The following is a 16504-nucleotide window of genomic DNA, read 5'->3' as shown; positions in this document are numbered from 1 at the left end:
TGCCGGGGGGAAAGCCGACGCACACGGTACCCGCCCGGCGGCCTGCCGTGCCCGCCCCGGATACCTCGGATCGCCCAGCGACGCCCTCGCGGGACGTTATTTCGGGATCACCATGAAGTCGGTCACGAACGACGTCACGCCCCCGTCGGCCGCGCGCCCGATCCAGGTGCCGTAGCAGCCGTCCCCCCAACCCGTGGCCACGGTGACGACATTGGCGCCGGTGGCCTCGTCCAGGACTGCGGTGATCAGGCCCCGGACCGGCGACACGGGCAGCTCGTCGGGGATGAACACCTCCTCCACCTGGTCGTGGTCCCAGCCGTCGAGGACGGCGAGCGCCGTCGGGTCGGCGAGCGTGCCGGCGCCCGCGTCCACCCCGTACCCGAAGTAGTCGTCCGGGCCGAGCGCGGCGACGTCCTGGTCGCCCGCGACGGCCGGCTCCCAGCGAATCGCCGGCTCGTCGGAGACCACCAGTTGCAGCGCGGCCACCCGCCGGTCCACCTCGGCGTCCTCGCGGAGCACCACGGCCACCCAGGCGCGGGCGGGATACCGCCCCGGCGCGACGGTCACCGTGTACGGCTCGGCCTCCGGGCAGACCAGCGGGTCGCACCCGACCACCCGGCCGGTGGGCAGCACGACGTCATCCACGGGATGGGCCTCGATCAGGTACGCGCCGTACTCGTCGGTGAAGCGGGCACCGGGCGTCAACAACCGGTCCAGGTCAGGGGTGTACGGCATGGGGGGCTCCTCCGGTGGCCAACGGCCGGCGGAGCGTACCCGGTCCGGCGGACACCCTTCGTCGCCGCCGTACGGTCAGGCGCTCTTGCGGGGTGCGGCCTTCTTCGCGGCGGTCTTCTTTGCCGGCTCGGCCTTCTTGGCGGCCGTCTTCTTCGCTGGCTCGGCCTTCTTCGCGGCGGTCTTCTTCTCCGCCGTCTTCTTCGCCGTGGTCTTCTTCGCGGCCTTCTTCTCGGCCGCCTTCTGAGCCGAGCGGGCCGACGAGATGGGCGTCGGCTCGCCGCCGCCCCCACCGCGCGCGGGCTGTTCGCCGCGTGCCGCCCGGGCCCGGTCCACCGATGCCTTCAGCGCGGCCATCAGGTCCACCGCCGCGGCCGGCGCCTCCTCGGCCTCCTCCGGCTGCACGACCTCCCGACCCTCCACCTTGGCGTCGATGACCTCCTGCAACGCGGCCCGGTAGTCGTCGGTGAAGACGTCCGGCTCGAACTCGCCGGTCATCGAGTCGATCAGCGAGCTGGCCATGGCCAGTTCCGGTGGGCGTACCTTCAGGTCCTCGTCGAGGAAACCGAAGTCCGGCGTACGGATCTCGTCCGGCCAGAGCATGGTGTTGAGCAGCAGCACGCCCTCGCGGACCCGCAGCGTGGCGAGCTGTTCACGTTGGCGCAGCGCCACCTTGACAATGGCCACCCGCTCCGAGTCGATCAGGGCGTCGCGCAGCAGCACGTACGGCTTGGTGGCAGTGCCCTCCGGCTCCAGGAAGTACGCCTTGTTGTAGAGGATCGGGTCGACCTGCTCGGCGGGCACGAACTCCAGCACGTCGATCGCCCGCGAGCTGGTCAGTGGCAGATCGGCGAAGTCCTCGTCGGTGAGGATCACCATCTCGCCGCCGCCGATGTCGTAGCCCTTGGCGATGTCGTCGTAGGTGACCTCCTCGCCGCAGACCGAGCAGGTGCGCTTGTAGCGGATCCGGCCGCCGTCCTCGCGGTGCACCTGGTGGAACCGGATGTCCTTCTCCTCGGTCGCCGAGTAGAGCTTCACCCCGATCGAGACGAGCCCGAACGACACGGCTCCCTTCCAGATGGCACGCATCCTGCGCTCCCTTCCCCGGTATCGACCATGCTCGCATCCGTTGGAACTCCGCGCGAGGTGTTCGGCCTGCTACTACAGTCGGGTCGTGCCCGGCGCGCCGCTCAAGCCGATGCTCGCGATGACCGGGCCGCTCCCGGCCGGTGACGGCTGGGCGTACGAGTTCAAGTGGGACGGGGTCCGCGCGCTCGCCGACATCTCCGGCGGCGCCCAGCACCTGTACGCCCGCTCCGGCGTGGAGATCACCGCCGCGTACCCCGAGCTGGCCACCCTTTGCGAGCAGGTCGACGACGTGCTGCTCGACGGCGAGGTGGTGCTGCTCGGCCAGGGCGGGCAACCCTCGTTCACGGCGCTGGCCGAGCGGATGCACGTCCGGGATCGCAACAAGGCGGCCCGGCTGGCGGCGGTCATGCCGGTCACGTACATGATCTTCGACCTGTTACGCCACAACGGCGACGACCTGACCGGCTGGCCGTACGAGCGCCGGCGGGAGGCCCTGGATGCGCTCGCGCTCGGCGGCGCCCGGTGGGCGGTGCCGCCGGTGTTCGCCGACGGCCCGGCGACCTACGAGGCGGCCGGGGAGCACGGCCTGGAGGGCGTGATGGCCAAGCGGGTCGGCGCCGTCTACCGGCCCGGCGTGCGCTCCCCGGACTGGGTGAAGGTCAAGCTGGAGGTGACCGGGGACTTCGTCGTGGGCGGCTGGCGGCCGGGTGCGCGCCGCATCGGTGGGCTGCTGGTCGGGGTGCCCGGCCCGGACGGCCGGTTGATCTACCGGGGCCGGGTCGGCGGCGGGATCGGGGCGGCCATCGAACGGCAGCTCCTCGCCGAGCTGGAGCCGCTGCGCTCCGGCGGGTCACCGTTCGCGCCGGGCGTGCCGCGCGAGGATGCCCGGGGCGCCATCTGGGTAGAACCCCGGGTGGTGGTGGAGGTGAAGTACGGCCAGCGCACCCCCGACGGCCGGCTGCGCTTCCCCCGGGTGCTGCGGTTGCGCCCGGACAAGCCGCCGGAGGAGGTCGACGATGCCGGCTGAGAAGGTGCGGGTGGACGTCGAGGGCCGCCCGCTGGAGCTGTCCAACCTGGACAAGGTCCTCTATCCGGCGGTGGGCTTCACCAAGGGCGAGGTGATCGACTACTACACCCGGATCTCCCCGGTGCTGCTGCCGCACCTGCATGACCGGCCGGTGACCCGGATCCGCTTTCCCAACGGGGTGGACGACAAGTCCTTCTTCGAGAAGAACAAGCCGGCCGCGACCCCGGACTGGGTACGGGTGGAGACGCTGCCCGCGCCCGGGTCGACGAAGGGTCGGGAGACCATCGACTACGTGGTCGCCGACGACCTGCCCACCCTGGTCTGGCTGGCCAACCTCGCCGCGTTGGAGCTGCACACACCGCAGTGGAAGGTGGGCCAGGACCCGGACATGATGGTCGTCGACCTGGACCCGGGCCCGCCGGCCGGGCTCGCCGAGTGCTGCCCGGTCGCGGTGCTGATGCGCGACCGGCTCGCCGACGACGGCATCGACTCGTACCCGAAGACGTCCGGCAAGAAGGGCATGCAGCTCTGCTGCCCGATCGCCGGCACCCAGTCCGCCGACGACGTCTCCGCCTACGCACGCCGGATCGCGCAGGAGCTGGAGAAGACGCACCCCAAGCTGATCGTGTCGAAGATGGCGAAGAACCTGCGCCCCGGCAAGGTCTTCATCGACTGGAGTCAGAACAACGCGGCGAAGACCACAGTGGCGCCGTACTCGCTGCGCGCCCAGCGGACGCCCTCGGCCTCGACGCCGTTGACCTGGGACGAGGTCGAGGCCGGCGCGCGTGGCCGGAAGCCCGCCGTCCGCCAGTTCACCGCCGCCGAGGTCCTGGAGCGGGTCGAGGAGTACGGCGACCTGCTGGCCGCCCTGCTCGACGGCGGCCCGGAACTGCCGGTCAAGGGCTGACCCTGGCTGGTGCTGTGGGCGCAGTCGGGGCGGGGGCCCAGTTGTCGGTGATCGCGTACGACGCGTTCGGTCGCTAGAGTTCGCCGATGCAGATGAGTGAACTCGTCGGCGCGCTGAGTGAGCTCCGCGCGCTGCGGGTTGAGCACGACGGCTCCGCCCTGCTCGTCACCGTGCCGGCGATCGATGTGAGCCTGCGGCTCTACCCCGAGGCGGTGGTGTGGCTCAACCACCGGACGCTGCCGCATGGTGAGCCGATCCTCCAGGTGGTGGTCCGCCAGCACGGCCGGGATCTGCGGATGATCCTGCTGAACGACGACGTTGCCTGGGAGCCGGCCGACCTCGACTCCCTGCTCGACTCCCCGATCCCGGTTCGTCTGACGGACCTGCCGGAACTGGTGGCGTACACCGAACTGGACCGGAACTCCGTCGACGCCCTGCGGGCCTGCGACGAGCCGGGGGCGAACCTGGCGGCGCTCGCCGCAACGCTGCAACTGCACAGGTGCGTCCTCGTCGCCGCCATGCGGCTCGGCCTTCGACCGCTTGGCGCGGTACGGCTGTGGCACGAACTGTGGTGCCGCGTCGGCGAGTTCGCGCCGGCCCCGTACTGGCCCGACCCGGACTTCGACCGGCTCCTGGTCGAGGCGGGAGTGCCGTTGACGCCGTACGAGGAGGTCCGAGCCGGGGAGCGACCGGTCGAGGTCGAGGCGTTGACCGTGGCCGACCTGCGGGCGGCGGAACCGGCGCTGACGGTCGGCCGGGCGGACGAGGCCGCGCTCGCCGCCTGGCGACAGTGGATGAAGCTGACGCCGCGGCAGTTCCACGAGGTGTTGACGGCGGAGTTGCCCGACGCGCGGGTCGAGGTCTCGCTCTACGCCGACGGCGGCGCCGCGGTCTCGCTGCGCATCGCGCCGTCCGACGTTCTGCGGGTCCTGCTCGAACTGCGGCTCTCCTTCCCCCGGCGGATGGCGATGCTGGACGAGATCCGCATCGTCGAGGAGGCCACCGACACCGGGCTCTTCCAGCGCATCATGTCCAACCTGGAAAGGCTCACCCGGTCGCTGGGCCTGAAAGCGATCAAGGTGTACGCCACCGGCGACGGCAGCGTCGCGTTCGCCCGCGCCGGCTTCGACTGGGACCGGGATCCGGGCGACTGATTCCGCTCAACGGTGCTGCTGTCGGGGCGTCAGCGTCCGTCGTATCCGGGCGGTGGCCGCTGGACCGATGGCCTCCTGGGTAGCCGCGAGCAGCCGCGCGCACAGCGCCCGGGCGGCGGCCAGGTCTGCGCGGGCCCGGCCCACGTCCCGCAGCAGCGTCGCGCGCTCGTCGTCTGCGACGGCTCGGATGTCCGCCACCTCCCGCCGGCGAGCGCTGCGTACCTCGTCGGCCATCACCAGCACGAAGTCCGTCCGGTTCCGGTCGAGCGCCGTGGTGGTCGAGGCGGCCGGACTGGCAGCCACCACCCGGGTGACCGCCTCTGCGGGCAGGAAGAACAGCGTCGTGGTGGAGTACCGGCTCAGGGCTGCCTGCTGTTGCCAGCGGGTCAGCAGCCCCGACTTGCCGTCGAGGAAGGGCGCCATCGCGAACGCGAAGTCCACGTCGACGGTGGCGAGCAGCGCGCGGGAGTCGTCCATGCCGCGCCGGAGCTGGTTGATCAGCACGGACTGCCGGTGCAGCAGCGCAGCGAACTCCGCCTGGTCGTCCGCCCGCGGCTCCGCACCGGAGATCATGGTGTCGGCCAGGGTCAGGAGGCGGTCGCCGTTGAGGCACAACTCCTGCAACGTGAGGACCACGTCCAGCAGGTGGGCGCCGACCTTCGCATCCTGGGAAACCGCCCGCCGGTCCAGCAGTCTGCTGACGTACGAGTTGACGATCTGGACCACCGCCGACAGCAGTTCACCCACTGCGCCGCCCCCTCCAAAGTGGTGTGGGGGCGAGTGTAGTCGCCGGGTCGCGGCACCCGGTCCGTCGCCGATCGTGATCAGCGTGCCGCCTGCGCCGGACCGGCTGGTACGAGCGACTGGACCAGTCTGGCGTAGCTGTCGCCTCCGTGGCCCGCCGCAATGGCCCGTTCGATGATCGAGTGCACGGCCTGTAGCGGCGCCGGGTCGACACCGCGCGCGGCCGCGGCGTCGCGGACGTGGGCGACGGCGGAGCCCGCCGACGCGATGGTGGATATGTCGGCGGCGAAGGTTCCGGACGTGAGGTGATCGGCGAACCGGTCGGCCATGTCGGGTAACAGGCCACCGATTCCTCTGGCGAAGCGGGCGAACGCGGTCGGGGGGATGCCCTCGGTGGTGGCCAGGGCGAAGGCGTGCGCGAGCCCGCCGACGGACATGGTGAACAGGTCGAGCAACGCCATCTCGTACGCCGCTGCCGTGCCGGCATCCGCGCCGAGGTAGGCGCTGGTGCCACCGAAGCTCTCCAGCCAGGGAAGGCTGTCGTCGAAGAGGGCCCGCGGACCGCTGTAGAGAATCGTCGCGGCAGGTGTCCCGATGGTCGGCGCGGGCGTCAGGATGGCACCGTCGAGGTAGTTGACGCCCCGCTGCGCTGCCCAGCCCGCCATGTCCCGTGCCTCGCCGGCGTGCCCGCTGCTGAGGTTGACGAATGTTCCTCTCGGCGGGCGTTCGAGCCCCGACATGACGGCGCGGACCGCCCGGTAGTTGATGACGCAGGCGATGACGACCGATGCCCGGCGTGCCGCATCGGCCACCGTCGGAGCGAGCACCGCCCCTTGGGCCACCAGCGCGGTCGCCTTGCCGGGTGAGCGGTTCCAGAGCACGGTGGGGTGGCCGGCGGCGAGCGACGCGGCGGCCAGCGCCCGGCCCATCGGGCCGAGCCCCAGGACGGCGACAGGACCGGATTAGTTGTCCTCATGATTGCGGTGAGTCACAGCGACGACGCTAAACCTTGCCGTTGACGTGAAGGTCAAGCCTTGATCTGCTCGTGGTGTGCGGATCAGTGAACTGGCGCGGCGGGCCGGCACCACCCCGCGAGCCCTGCGCTACTACGAGGAGCAGGGTCTGTTGAGACCGGCCCGTCTCGCGAGCGGCTACCGCCACTACGAGCCGCAGGCGGTGGGCACGGTCCGGCACATCCAACTGTTGCTGTCCGCCGGCTTGAACACCGCGGCGATCGCCGAGATCCTTCCCTGCATCCCCGACGACGTCACCGTGCTGGCCCCCACCTGCCCGGAACTTCTCGACGCTCTCGCGGTGGAGCGCGACCGGATCACCATGTCCATCGACCGGCTCGCCGGTGCTCGCGCCGTCCTGGACCGGCTCATCCAGGCCGGCTCCAGGGCCCGCGACCAGATCTGAGCACCCGTCCACGGGCCGTGACAACCTTCCGCGGGGCCGCCGCGTGGTAGGGGCGTGACCGACCAACAGAAACCCCTGTCCGCGGCGGACCGGTCCTACGTCGCGTTCGTCGAGGTGGCCTGGCAGCGACATATCCGGCTGGCCATGCTGCTCTGCGGAGACCGGTGGCGGGCCGAGGAGTTGCTCCAGGACAGCCTGGTCCGGGTCTACGAACGGTGGCGGCGGCTGTCCCGGCTCGACGACCCGCACGCCTATCTGCGCCGGGCGCTGGTCAACAACCACACGTCGATCTGGCGGCGGCGTCGGCGCGAGAGCCTCGTCGCGGACGTTCCTGACCAGGCCGCCCCGGCCGGCGGCGTGGGCCCCGACGCCGTCGTCCTGCGCCGGGCGTTGCTGTCGCTGCCCGCGAAGCAACGCGCGGTGGTGGTGCTGCGCCACTACGAGGACCTGAGCGAGCGCGAGGTCGCCCAGGTGCTGGGTTGCTCGCTGGGCACCGTCAAGAGCCAGAACGCCCGGGCGCTGGGCAAGCTGCGGCACCTCCTGGAAAACTCCTTCGACTCGGTAAGCAGGTGAACAGTCATGAACAACATCGATGACCGGCTCGCACACGGGTTGCACGACATCGTCGACGGCGAACCGTATTCCGCCCCGGACGTGGGGGCGCTGATCGAGCAGGGCCGGCGCGGCCGCCGACGCCGGACGACCGCGCTCGTCGGTACGACGTGCGCCCTGCTGGCGCTGGGCGTCGGCACCGCAGTGACCGTGACGACGAACTCCCCGCCGGAGCGTCCCGGCATCACCGCCGAGGCGGCGCGGCCGGAGCCGGCCTCGCCGGCGATGCGCCTCGTCTCGGCGGCCACCGCCAGCGAGAACATCAGTTACCGGATGCGGCTCACCAACTCGGGCCCGGGTGGGCTGACGTACGAGGGCGCGTTCGACCCGCGCACCGCCACCGGGTACGTGCGGGTGCCGCAGGACGACTCCGTCCTGACCGAGCTGCTCATCAACGGCACCCGGTACGAGGGTGGGGAGCGGCCGCTGGGCGAGCTGCCCCCCGACAAGGGCCCGGGGGAGACCTACGGCCGCTACGGGCAGTACCCCGGCACGTACGACAGGCTCTCCCTCCAGGGCGACGGTAACGCCGTCCTGGGTGCCGCCCAACCCGACCCGGCCGCCCTGTTCGCGGCACTGAAGAGCGCGAACGCGACAGTCACCGAGAACCCGGACGGCACCCTGCACTTCACGTACACGACGACGAGCAGGGACGGGTCGACCAGCACGGCAGGTGACGTCACGCTCGATCGCGACGGGCGGATCGCGACGGTGGCGCTCACCAGCACCTGGCAGTCGACGGCGAAGGGCCGGCTCGACCGGGGGACGGTCAGCTCGAAGCTCGACCTGTTCGACTACGGCGTCGAGGTGACGGTCAAGCGCCCGACGGACGTAGTCATGATCAAGGAGTAGGCCCGTGCCTGAGCCCGGCGTCCACGCTGATGGACGCCGGGCTCAGGCGGTTCAGCCCGCGGGGATGTGCACAGCGGGCGAAGCGCGGCGCAGACGCCACCAGGCGCCAACGACCAGGGCCACCGTGATGACGGTGACCGCGACGTCGCCGGCCAGGGCCGCCGCCGGGCTCGCCGGGGAGTACGGCGGCACCAGGTACGCGAACGCGGCGGCGCTGACCACGCTCGCCGAGCCCGCGGCGAGCACGTGCCGCTGCCCCCAGCGCGCGCTGCCCGACAGGTACGCGATTACGGCCCCGACGGTGGCGGCGAGCGCCAGCGCGATGGCCACCCCGGCCCAGCCGGGGGTCACGTCGGTGAAGAAACGGAGGACGACGATCAGCAGAACGAACCAGAGCGGATGCGGCACCCGGCGGACCCGGCGCTTGTCGGTGCGGCGCCAGCGGGGCAGCAGGGCCGCCGCGACCAGGGTGAGGACCACCGCGGTGGCGAAGGCCAGTTGCAGCGGGCTGGCCAGGAAGTTCTTCCGGCCCTCTGGAGAGCCGAAGATCAGCAGGCTGCCGAGCAGGTAGAGCACGGCGACCACCGCCAACCCCTGTCGTCCGAGCCACGGCCGAAGCCGCCGTTTCGCACCGAGGAACGACTCGACGAACACGATCGGCGCGCAGATGGTCAGCAGGATGTGGTTGCCCACGTAGTCGAACGCCTGCCGGAGGCTGAACCCGAGCCCCGGCACCAGCGACGCCTCGGCGGCGGCCCGGGTGTCGGCGTACTGCGTGTCATTCAGGTAATCGGGGTTGAACAGGGACTGGTCCACCAGGCCGGCCTGGAGCACACCGAAGGCGGCGGAGAGCAGCACGATCGTCGGCCATCCCGCGCCGAGGTGTCGGGCGGTCTCCCGGATCAGGATCGCCGCCCCGCCGTACATCGGGCCCAGGAAGATCACCACCGGGAGAAAGCCGTCGAGGCCGAAGCCACCCCACGAGCACTCCGCCGCCCAGGGCGCGAGCAGCAGCAACGCGACCACCGGCACGAGCCGGCGGCGCAACGGGGGACGGTCGGCGAGGTCGGGCTCGGTCGGCATGGGCACTCCTCGATGGCGCTGCGGGTCGTCCGTAGCGTCCGTGGGCCACCCGGCCAGCCGCTACGGCCATCGGCCGACGAGGGGTACGACCAAAGTCGTTGCGTAGGGTGGTGGCGACGTCGTCACCCGGGAGCACGCAGATGCAGCCACACGCCACGGCCGACCTGTCGGACCCGTCCACCGCCACCGAGATTCCGCTGCTCAGCTACCGCGACGAGGCGACCGGCGAACGCGTCGACCTGACCGCGCAGCAGATCGGCGCCTGGGCCGCGCGCAGCGCCAGCCTGCTGCGGGATGGCTGCGGACTCGGCCCCGGCAGCCGCGTAGCGGTGCTGCTGCCGCCGCACTGGCGTACCGCCGCGGTGTTGTTGGGCGCCTGGGCCTGCGGCCTGGCGGTGTCGTTCCGACCGCGCGCCACGGCGGGCCTGCCGGTGCTGGAGCTCGGCGGTGACCGGCCGTTCGACGCGGTCTTCGTGACCCCCGAACGTCAGGACGACTGGTTGGAGGACGTGCCGGACGCCCCGCACCGCTACCTCGTCGGCACCGGGCTGGGGCGGTTGGCCGACGTGCCGCTGGGCTGGTTGGACTGGTCCGCTGAGGTGCTCCGCCACTCGGACGTCACGCCCGACCACACCGCCATCCACCCGTCGGACCCGGCCAGTGCGGACGGCACCACCTACGGTCAGTGGGGAGCGCTCGCCCGGGAGGTCGCCGGGATGCTGGACCTGCGCGCCGGTGACCGGCTGCTTGTCGACGCCGCCGAACACGAGCAGCCGTTGAAGTGGTTGCTCGCGCCGCTGTCGGCGGGCGCGTCCGTGGTCATCAGCGCCAACCTCGACCCGGCGCGACGGGATGCGATCGTCGCCGCCGAGCGGGTGACCCGGGTCCTGTAGACCGCTGCCGCGCGGGCCTAACAGCGCTGGCCGACCCAGTTCCATTACATCGACATCTGCCCTGCTCAGAGGGTCTTTTGTCGACGCCGTCGGCATGTTCTCATACCCGAACAACGACGTCATCGACAGCGCACCGCTCCCTCACTGAAAGGTGCACCGATGCACAGGAGATCGACCTTCCGACTGGCGGTTCTCACCGCCACCGCCGCCACGTTCCTGGCGTCCGGCGGGGCCTCCGGGGCGCTGGCCACGGCCGCCACCGCGACCGCCTCCCCGGGTGTCGCGGCGTGTGACCCGGGCGCCGACGCGCACGGCGCCGCTCGGCTCGCCCAGGGCGCCACGGCGAAGGAGCCGGAGCTGTACTCGAAGAACGAGGCCAACGCCTACGGCGTGATCAAGGACGCGCCGCGCCTGCCCAACGGCAGCGTCACCATCCCGACTGTCTTCCACATGGTCTCCGACCACCCGCTCACCGCCGCCGAGACGACCAGGTGGAACACCCTGATCGCGGCACAGATGACGGTGCTCAACGACTCGTACGCGGGCCGTACGGCGGCGAACGCCTCCGACACACCGTTCCGGTTCTCGCTCGTCGACACCACGTGGACGGTGAACAGCGCCTGGTACACGGTCGAGCCGGGCAAGAACGAGCGAGACATGAAGAAGGCGCTCTACACCGGCGACTCGGAGACCCTCAACGTGTACGCGGCCAACATCGGCGGCGGCCTGCTCGGCTGGGCGTACTTCCCGAAGGGCTACAACAACGGCCGCGACTACATCGACGGCGTGGTGATGCTCGACGAGTCGATGCCGGGCGGCACGGCCGGCAAGTACGCCCTCGGTGACACCCTGACGCACGAGGTCGGGCACTGGCTGATGCTGGAGCACACCTTCGCGCACGGCTGCTCCGCGTCCGGCGACTTCGTCGCGGACACCCCGCGCGAGGCGGCGCCGCAGTTCAACTGCCCGGTGGGCGCGGACACCTGCACCGCACCGGGGCTGGACCCGATCCACAACTTCATGGACTACACGCAGGACTCCTGCATGGACATGTTCACGGCGGGCCAGGCGGACCGGATGAGCGACGCCTGGGTGGCGTTCCGCGCCGGCGGCGCCGGCTGACGCAGGCATTGTCGAGGGCTGGCGGGCCGCGACCAGCGCAGCGTCGGCCCCCGGAACGCCTCCGCTGATGGTCGGCGTGCCCGGTCCGGGGTCGGGTGATCCCAGACCGGGCACGCCTCCCGTTCAGTCGAAGGCGGCGAGCATGCCCGGCTCGTACGAACCGCCCCGCTGGTGCACGATCACGGCGAGCCGGTTGGCCGCGTTGATCAGGGCGACGAGGGCGACAAGCGCGGCGATCTGGTCGTCGTCGTAGTGCTTGCGCACCTGAGCCCAGGTCTCGTCGGACACGCCCTGGTGGGCGTCGGCGAGCCGGGTGCCCTCCTCGGCGAACGCCAGCGCAGCCTGCTCGGCCTCGGTGAAGACGGTGGCCTCACGCCAGGCGGCCACCAGGTTCAGCCGGACCGCGCTCTCACCGGCCGCCGCGGCCTCCTTGGTGTGCACGTCGATGCACCAGCCGCAGCCGTTGATCTGGCTGGCCCGCAGCGACACCAGCTCCTGCGTGGACTGCGGCAGCGACGACCGCTGGATCACCTGGCCGGCGCTCGCGAACCGCTTGAAGAACTTCATCGCTGTCTCGTTGTCGAACATGTTGAATCGGGCGTCCATGGTTCCGTCCTTCACTCGCGTCGTTCGATCGGACGACCATGAGATGCCGGCCATCTCCGATCTGTGACGGCGCGGCCGGGGTGACCACCGCCACAGGCCGCAGGTGTCACAGAACGGCCGGGTCCGGCATCTGATGGGCGACGCAGTCGAGAGCGAACAGGAGTCACCCATGGTGGGCACGCCGCAGACCGCCGCCGACGACAGCCCGGACCGGGCCACCGAGGCGTTCCTCGCCCACCGCAACCTGCTCTTCACCGTCGCGTACGAAATGCTCGGCTCGGCCGCCGACGCGGAGGACGTACTCCAGGAAACCTGGCTTCGATGGGCGGGCGTCGACCTGGGCACGGTCCACGACCAGCGCGCCTACCTGGTCCGCATCACCACCCGGCAGTCACTCATCCGGCTGCGGACGCTCGGCCGCCGCAAGGAGTCCTACGTCGGCTCCTGGCTGCCCGAGCCGCTGCTCACCGCCCCCGACGTGGCTGAGGACATCGCGCTGGCCGACAGCGTCTCGATGGCGATGCTGCTGGTGTTGGAAACCCTCGCGCCGACCGAACGCGCCGTGTTCGTGCTGCGCGAGGTGTTCGACCTGGGGTACGACGAGATCGCCGAAGCCGTCGAGAAGAGCCCGGCTGCCGTCCGCCAGATCACCCACCGCGCCCGCGCGCACGTCGCCGCGCGCCGACCCCGCCAGGTCGTCTCCGCAGCCGAAGCCCGCAGCGCGCTCGACGCGTTCCAGCGGGCTGTCGACATGGGCGATCTGCAGGGCCTGCTCGACATCCTCGCGCCGGATGTGGTCTTTCTCGGTGACGGTGGCGGGATCAAGCAGGCCGTCCCACGGCCCATCCTCGGTGCCGACAAGGTGGCCCGCGCGCTGGCCGGCGGGTGGGGCAAGGTCCCGGGCGTCACGACGTGGCGGTCGGCGCAGGTCAACGGCTATCCGGCGCTCATCGTCCACCTCGACGGCGAGTTGGACACCGTCGTGGCCATCCGCATCGACGACGGGCTCATCACCGGGCTCTACGCCGTCCGCAACCCGGAGAAGCTGTCACACATGCAGCGGGAGAACCTCCTGAGCCGTTGACGCTCGTCACCCGGTCGCCCAGCGGCGTGGCTGTCTCCACCTGCGTGACCAGGAGTTGATGACGTAGACGATTCAGCGCCGTCGGGGCCACGGCGGGCGTGGCGCGCACGCCGAGGTGTGGTCCACCGCCAGCGCACATCGGCCGTGTCCGTGCGGCAGCGGCCGGTCGCAGAAGACCCAGTGTCGTACGCCCTGTTGGTCCTCGGCCGAGACGGTGACCCCGCCGGGCTCGACGCGGGCGCTGAGCCGGGCCAGCACCCGGGCGGCGGTCCGGGCGAAGATCCGCGCCCGGAGCAGGTCGGGTGCGGTGACCGGCAGGTGGATCACCCAGCGGCTGCTCATCGGTAGACCGCCCTTCGTCGGGTCGCCTCGAAGTGGAGGGGGCGGCCTCCGCCGGTTGCGGGCGGCGGAGACCGCCCCACCCTGCGACCGCAGCCTCGATCAGCGGTACGGCAGCAGGGCCGCGCCGGGGGAGCGCGGTGGGTGGGGTCTCAGCGGCGATGCGAGACCGGTACGAGAGGCGCCAACCGACCGCAGCAGCATCGCATCACCGAGGGTGACGCTACCGATGCAGCCTCACCTACGTCAAGTACCGCGCTGTCCTCTTTTACTGAACCATCATCACCGTCAGCTATGTCACCACCATCACCTCTTTCAGTAGATGCATTGCCTACGTCGAGGGGGTGGATCAATACTGGGTGGGCCAACCGACTGCAAGGGGCCGCACCGTGCCTATTCCACCCACCATGGACGAGCTGCTAGACGACCTGCGAGGCAAGATCAAGGACGGTACTTATCCACCGGGCAGTCAGTTGCCCTCAGGCCGTGCGCTTGCCGACTCCTACGACGTCTCGCACTCGACGATCCAGCGCGCGATCGCGACGCTGCGGGAGCAGGGTGTGCTGGTTGGGCGCCCTGGTCGCGGCGTCTTCGTTGCGGACAGTCGGCGTTGACCCCGGACGGCTGGGGAGGGCAGGCCCCGGCGCAGACCGTCCAACCTTTGACCTCATCGAGCCGGCATCGCCCTCGATGGTGACCTCGCCTACACCATTCAGACGCAAGCCAAAGACCCGGAGGCATCATGGGTGGTCCAGTCGCGTTGCTGTAGCCGCTGCTGTCAGCAACGGCACCCACGGACGGCCGAAGGCCCTCCCGCCACCGCCGCACTGGCGTTACGGCCGTTAACCCCGCTCATCCTGGTGTCCCATTCCTGCCTGATCGACCCAAGGCTGTGGGCCAAGTGATGGCCATCACCTAAAGGAATGTTCTAGAATCGCACACGTGACAGTGAGCGACAGCGCGTCCATGGGCAGGCGCATCGCCGAGGCAAGAAGCCGTGCCGGCCTCACCCAGGCTGATCTTGCCTCGGCCATCTCGCTAGACCGGTCGGTCCTCGCCAAGATCGAAAACGGGGGGCGCCGGGTTTCGGCGCTTGAACTAGCTCGGATCGCGAACACTTTGGGAGAGCGAATTGAGTGGTTCGTGATGGAAACGCCACCGGCCATTGTGTCCCATCGTAATCTTGAAGAGCCGGGGGCGGAGAGTCCCACCATAGACCGGACAGTCGAGAGAGTTACGTGGAACGTCGAGTTCACCTCACAGCGTGACGAACGATGGAACACACCTTCTGTGCAGACGCTGTCTAGGCCTCGAAACGCCGAAGAGGCCGAAGCTTCTTCGACAATCGCCCGCGGCCTCCTGGGGCTAAATTCAATCGCGCCGCTTGTAGATATTGCTGGTCATTTCTCAAACCTTGGTTTGCTAGTCTTCGCCTTCGACTTAGGGCGCGATGCCGCTGATGCCGCCTCGGTTCTCCTTGAGCGGGGCGGCGTAGCGGTTGTAAACGGCCACCTACACGTCGGCAGGCGGAGGCTTGCTGCGGCACACGAACTAGGACACTTCCTTTTTGCAGATGAGTACTCGGTCGATTGGCGAGTCTCCGACTGGGAAGATGACAACGCTTGGGAGTCGCGGCTCGACCGATTTGCCCGCGCCCTGCTGCTTCCGGCAGTCGGCCTAAGGCAGATGTGGGACGACTCGCAGGCGCGAGGTGACGACCTACGAGCAAGATGCGTCAAGATTGGCAGCATTTTCAGAGTCGACATGTCAACTCTGGCCCGTCGCCTAATTGAACTCGGGCTAATTGCACAGTCCGGTGGGCGGCAGGTGCGCTCGATCCGGACCACTCGTGCGGACATCGTCGAGCTTAACCTGGTGGTTCCCGACGAGCTTGCGCCCCCATGTCTTCCGAGATCATACGAAGAGTCAGTGCTAAGGATCTATCGCCATGAAATGATTTCGCCCGCTCGCGCCACCGATCTCCTTTTCGATACATGGAACGAAGAGGATCTACCGGTTCTACCGAGCCTACCGGAGAGCGCCATATGGAACCTCGTCTGAGTGATGAGGTCGATGCATTGGCCGAAGAGTCGCACCGTGAGGTGCTCGTCTTCGATACAAGTCCGTTAGCGCACTTCGCTCGGCAGAACTGGCTTGGCGTCCTGAAGGCTGTGGTTGGTCCCCGGCTAGCTCTCGTGCCCGATGTGGTCGTGGACGAGTTGCAGCAGATGAGTGCAAGAGACAGTCGCGTCAGGGCTGCTCTTGAAGCGGACTGGATCGAACATCGAGAGCTTCAGACCTCCGAGGAAATCGTGGCGTTCGCGAAGTTTGCCGCACTACTGGTCAAGGGCGAACGCAACAAGGGAGAGGCTGGAGTTCTAGCCCTTGCTTCAGTGGTCGGAGGCATCGCCGTTGTCGATGACGGAGCAGGGAGAAGGGCGGCGCGAGAGAATGGCATCTTCCTCAAGCCGACCCTATCGCTTTTGTCCGATGCAATAAGGCAAGACCTGCTCACGGTGAAGCTGGTGAGTGTGCTGGCCGATGACTTGCTGGTGAGCCAGTATCGGTTGCCATTTCCAGTCGGCGGGTTCGAGAGCTGGGCCAATGAGAACGGGCTATTCGACGGCCACCCAAATTCCTGAAAGATTGGCTGCGCCATCAGCTCACTGCGAGTCAGCGTAAGCGTGAATTTCAAGGATCTCCTCCTCGGGCAGTCGGCAGACCGTCCAGCCTCCCCAACGAGGACAGGGCGGAGCGCCTCACCAGCCCGAACGACCTCGGCTCGTCCGAGAGGCTGGTAGCCCTTCTGGGGCCCGGCGAGGTAATCCGCCCCGGCTGATC

At 69.6% G+C, this 16504-nt stretch carries 19 protein-coding genes; 12 read left to right on the top strand and 7 right to left on the bottom strand.

Annotated features, from left to right (window positions below):
• Nucleotides 1-96: 96 nt before the first annotated feature.
• Together ACGGAQ_RS04505 and ACGGAQ_RS04500 are read right to left on the bottom strand one after the other, a co-directional pair.
• On the bottom strand, nucleotides 97-735 hold the full coding sequence (locus tag ACGGAQ_RS04505; protein ID WP_393044552.1) for a DUF4241 domain-containing protein: 639 nt from the start codon (nucleotides 733-735) through the stop codon (nucleotides 97-99).
• Nucleotides 736-810: 75 nt separating this feature from the next.
• The gene (locus ACGGAQ_RS04500) at nucleotides 811-1821 is read right to left on the bottom strand and encodes a Ku protein (RefSeq protein WP_393044550.1); all 1011 of its coding nucleotides are present in this window, start codon (nucleotides 1819-1821) and stop codon (nucleotides 811-813) included.
• Between the two features lie 85 nt (nucleotides 1822-1906).
• Between ACGGAQ_RS04500 and ligD (ACGGAQ_RS04495) the strand changes: the two genes are divergently transcribed.
• The 3 genes from ligD (ACGGAQ_RS04495) (at nucleotide 1907) to ACGGAQ_RS04485 (ending at nucleotide 4909) form a co-directional block, all read left to right on the top strand.
• Nucleotides 1907-2848, top strand: coding sequence for a non-homologous end-joining DNA ligase (gene ligD, locus ACGGAQ_RS04495; RefSeq protein WP_393044548.1), 942 nt, complete (start codon nucleotides 1907-1909; stop codon nucleotides 2846-2848).
• A complete protein-coding gene (gene ligD / locus ACGGAQ_RS04490; protein ID WP_393044546.1) occupies nucleotides 2838-3755 on the top strand; it encodes a non-homologous end-joining DNA ligase in 918 nt (305 codons plus the stop codon). The genes ligD (ACGGAQ_RS04495) and ligD (ACGGAQ_RS04490) overlap by 11 nt, the downstream gene beginning before the upstream one ends.
• Nucleotides 3756-3841: 86 nt before the next feature.
• Nucleotides 3842-4909, top strand: a complete 1068-nt coding sequence (locus tag ACGGAQ_RS04485; protein ID WP_393044544.1) for a hypothetical protein — start codon at nucleotides 3842-3844, stop codon at nucleotides 4907-4909.
• A 6-nt stretch (nucleotides 4910-4915) separates the two neighbouring features.
• Here ACGGAQ_RS04485 and ACGGAQ_RS04480 read toward each other — a convergent pair whose 3' ends face one another.
• Together ACGGAQ_RS04480 and ACGGAQ_RS04475 are read right to left on the bottom strand one after the other, a co-directional pair.
• Nucleotides 4916-5656: a hypothetical protein gene (locus ACGGAQ_RS04480; protein ID WP_393044542.1), complete on the bottom strand. Its 741-nt coding sequence runs from the start codon at nucleotides 5654-5656 to the stop codon at nucleotides 4916-4918.
• Between the two features lie 77 nt (nucleotides 5657-5733).
• Nucleotides 5734-6597: an NAD(P)-dependent oxidoreductase gene (locus ACGGAQ_RS04475; protein ID WP_393045659.1), complete on the bottom strand. Its 864-nt coding sequence runs from the start codon at nucleotides 6595-6597 to the stop codon at nucleotides 5734-5736.
• Nucleotides 6598-6703: 106 nt separating this feature from the next.
• On the opposite strand from ACGGAQ_RS04475, the gene ACGGAQ_RS04470 reads away from it, so the two are divergent.
• The 3 genes from ACGGAQ_RS04470 to ACGGAQ_RS04460 are packed head-to-tail and all read left to right on the top strand — an operon-like array spanning nucleotide 6704 to nucleotide 8536.
• The gene (locus ACGGAQ_RS04470) at nucleotides 6704-7072 is read left to right on the top strand and encodes a MerR family transcriptional regulator (RefSeq protein ID WP_393044540.1); all 369 of its coding nucleotides are present in this window, start codon (nucleotides 6704-6706) and stop codon (nucleotides 7070-7072) included.
• Nucleotides 7073-7126: 54 nt separating this feature from the next.
• On the top strand, nucleotides 7127-7645 hold the full coding sequence (locus tag ACGGAQ_RS04465; RefSeq protein ID WP_393044538.1) for a SigE family RNA polymerase sigma factor: 519 nt from the start codon (nucleotides 7127-7129) through the stop codon (nucleotides 7643-7645).
• Nucleotides 7646-7651: 6 nt separating this feature from the next.
• A complete protein-coding gene (locus tag ACGGAQ_RS04460; RefSeq protein ID WP_393044536.1) occupies nucleotides 7652-8536 on the top strand; it encodes a hypothetical protein in 885 nt (294 codons plus the stop codon).
• A 51-nt stretch (nucleotides 8537-8587) separates the two neighbouring features.
• Here ACGGAQ_RS04460 and ACGGAQ_RS04455 read toward each other — a convergent pair whose 3' ends face one another.
• Entirely contained in the window at nucleotides 8588-9619 is a 1032-nt protein-coding gene (locus ACGGAQ_RS04455) for a hypothetical protein (protein ID WP_393044534.1), read from the bottom strand.
• Nucleotides 9620-9759: 140 nt separating this feature from the next.
• Here ACGGAQ_RS04455 and ACGGAQ_RS04450 point away from each other — a divergent pair, with 140 nt between their 5' ends.
• Together ACGGAQ_RS04450 and ACGGAQ_RS04445 are read left to right on the top strand one after the other, a co-directional pair.
• Nucleotides 9760-10512, top strand: a complete 753-nt coding sequence (locus ACGGAQ_RS04450) for a TIGR03089 family protein (protein WP_393044532.1) — start codon at nucleotides 9760-9762, stop codon at nucleotides 10510-10512.
• Between the two features lie 159 nt (nucleotides 10513-10671).
• Nucleotides 10672-11634, top strand: a complete 963-nt coding sequence (locus tag ACGGAQ_RS04445; RefSeq protein WP_393044530.1) for a zinc metalloprotease — start codon at nucleotides 10672-10674, stop codon at nucleotides 11632-11634.
• Nucleotides 11635-11757: 123 nt separating this feature from the next.
• On the opposite strand, the gene ACGGAQ_RS04440 is transcribed toward ACGGAQ_RS04445, so the two are convergent.
• Nucleotides 11758-12240 carry a carboxymuconolactone decarboxylase family protein gene (locus ACGGAQ_RS04440; protein ID WP_393044528.1) on the bottom strand — a complete coding sequence of 161 codons (483 nt, stop codon included), beginning with the start codon at nucleotides 12238-12240 and terminating at the stop codon, nucleotides 11758-11760.
• A 169-nt stretch (nucleotides 12241-12409) separates the two neighbouring features.
• Between ACGGAQ_RS04440 and ACGGAQ_RS04435 the strand changes: the two genes are divergently transcribed.
• A complete protein-coding gene (locus ACGGAQ_RS04435; RefSeq protein ID WP_393044526.1) occupies nucleotides 12410-13324 on the top strand; it encodes an RNA polymerase sigma-70 factor in 915 nt (304 codons plus the stop codon).
• A 72-nt stretch (nucleotides 13325-13396) separates the two neighbouring features.
• Here ACGGAQ_RS04435 and ACGGAQ_RS04430 read toward each other — a convergent pair whose 3' ends face one another.
• Nucleotides 13397-13666 carry a hypothetical protein gene (locus ACGGAQ_RS04430; protein WP_393044525.1) on the bottom strand — a complete coding sequence of 90 codons (270 nt, stop codon included), beginning with the start codon at nucleotides 13664-13666 and terminating at the stop codon, nucleotides 13397-13399.
• Between the two features lie 404 nt (nucleotides 13667-14070).
• Here ACGGAQ_RS04430 and ACGGAQ_RS04425 point away from each other — a divergent pair, with 404 nt between their 5' ends.
• The 3 genes from ACGGAQ_RS04425 to ACGGAQ_RS04415 all read left to right on the top strand — a co-directional run bounded on the left by ACGGAQ_RS04425 (nucleotide 14071) and on the right by ACGGAQ_RS04415 (nucleotide 16305).
• Nucleotides 14071-14277, top strand: coding sequence for a winged helix-turn-helix domain-containing protein (locus ACGGAQ_RS04425; protein WP_393044523.1), 207 nt, complete (start codon nucleotides 14071-14073; stop codon nucleotides 14275-14277).
• A gap of 328 nt (nucleotides 14278-14605) precedes the next feature.
• A complete protein-coding gene (locus ACGGAQ_RS04420; protein WP_393044521.1) occupies nucleotides 14606-15724 on the top strand; it encodes a helix-turn-helix domain-containing protein in 1119 nt (372 codons plus the stop codon).
• On the top strand, nucleotides 15709-16305 hold the full coding sequence (locus tag ACGGAQ_RS04415) for a hypothetical protein (protein ID WP_393044519.1): 597 nt from the start codon (nucleotides 15709-15711) through the stop codon (nucleotides 16303-16305). The genes ACGGAQ_RS04420 and ACGGAQ_RS04415 overlap by 16 nt, the downstream gene beginning before the upstream one ends.
• The last annotated feature ends 199 nt before the right edge of the window (nucleotides 16306-16504 follow it).

The sequence above is a fragment of the Micromonospora sp. NPDC047557 genome, assembly GCF_043205095.1.
Classification (GTDB): domain Bacteria; phylum Actinomycetota; class Actinomycetes; order Mycobacteriales; family Micromonosporaceae; genus Micromonospora.
This window is presented reverse-complemented; position numbering and strand designations above follow the sequence as displayed.

Bases quoted from the DNA above. Each gene is read 5' to 3' on its own strand.
- ACGGAQ_RS04430 (WP_393044525.1), bottom strand. From the start codon at position 13,666: ATGAGCAGCCGCTGGGTGATCCACCTGCCGGTCACCGCACCCGACCTG.
- ACGGAQ_RS04485 (WP_393044544.1), top strand. From the start codon at position 3,842: ATGCAGATGAGTGAACTCGTCGGCGCGCTGAGTGAGCTCCGCGCGCTG.
- ACGGAQ_RS04450 (WP_393044532.1), top strand. From the start codon at position 9,760: ATGCAGCCACACGCCACGGCCGACCTGTCGGACCCGTCCACCGCCACC.
- ACGGAQ_RS04440 (WP_393044528.1), bottom strand. From the start codon at position 12,240: ATGGACGCCCGATTCAACATGTTCGACAACGAGACAGCGATGAAGTTC.
- ACGGAQ_RS04455 (WP_393044534.1), bottom strand. From the start codon at position 9,619: ATGCCGACCGAGCCCGACCTCGCCGACCGTCCCCCGTTGCGCCGCCGG.
- ACGGAQ_RS04505 (WP_393044552.1), bottom strand. From the start codon at position 735: ATGCCGTACACCCCTGACCTGGACCGGTTGTTGACGCCCGGTGCCCGC.
- ACGGAQ_RS04435 (WP_393044526.1), top strand. From the start codon at position 12,410: ATGGTGGGCACGCCGCAGACCGCCGCCGACGACAGCCCGGACCGGGCC.
- ACGGAQ_RS04425 (WP_393044523.1), top strand. From the start codon at position 14,071: ATGGACGAGCTGCTAGACGACCTGCGAGGCAAGATCAAGGACGGTACT.
- ACGGAQ_RS04500 (WP_393044550.1), bottom strand. From the start codon at position 1,821: ATGCGTGCCATCTGGAAGGGAGCCGTGTCGTTCGGGCTCGTCTCGATC.
- ACGGAQ_RS04445 (WP_393044530.1), top strand. From the start codon at position 10,672: ATGCACAGGAGATCGACCTTCCGACTGGCGGTTCTCACCGCCACCGCC.
- ligD (WP_393044546.1), top strand. From the start codon at position 2,838: ATGCCGGCTGAGAAGGTGCGGGTGGACGTCGAGGGCCGCCCGCTGGAG.
- ACGGAQ_RS04460 (WP_393044536.1), top strand. From the start codon at position 7,652: ATGAACAACATCGATGACCGGCTCGCACACGGGTTGCACGACATCGTC.
- ACGGAQ_RS04415 (WP_393044519.1), top strand. From the start codon at position 15,709: ATGGAACCTCGTCTGAGTGATGAGGTCGATGCATTGGCCGAAGAGTCG.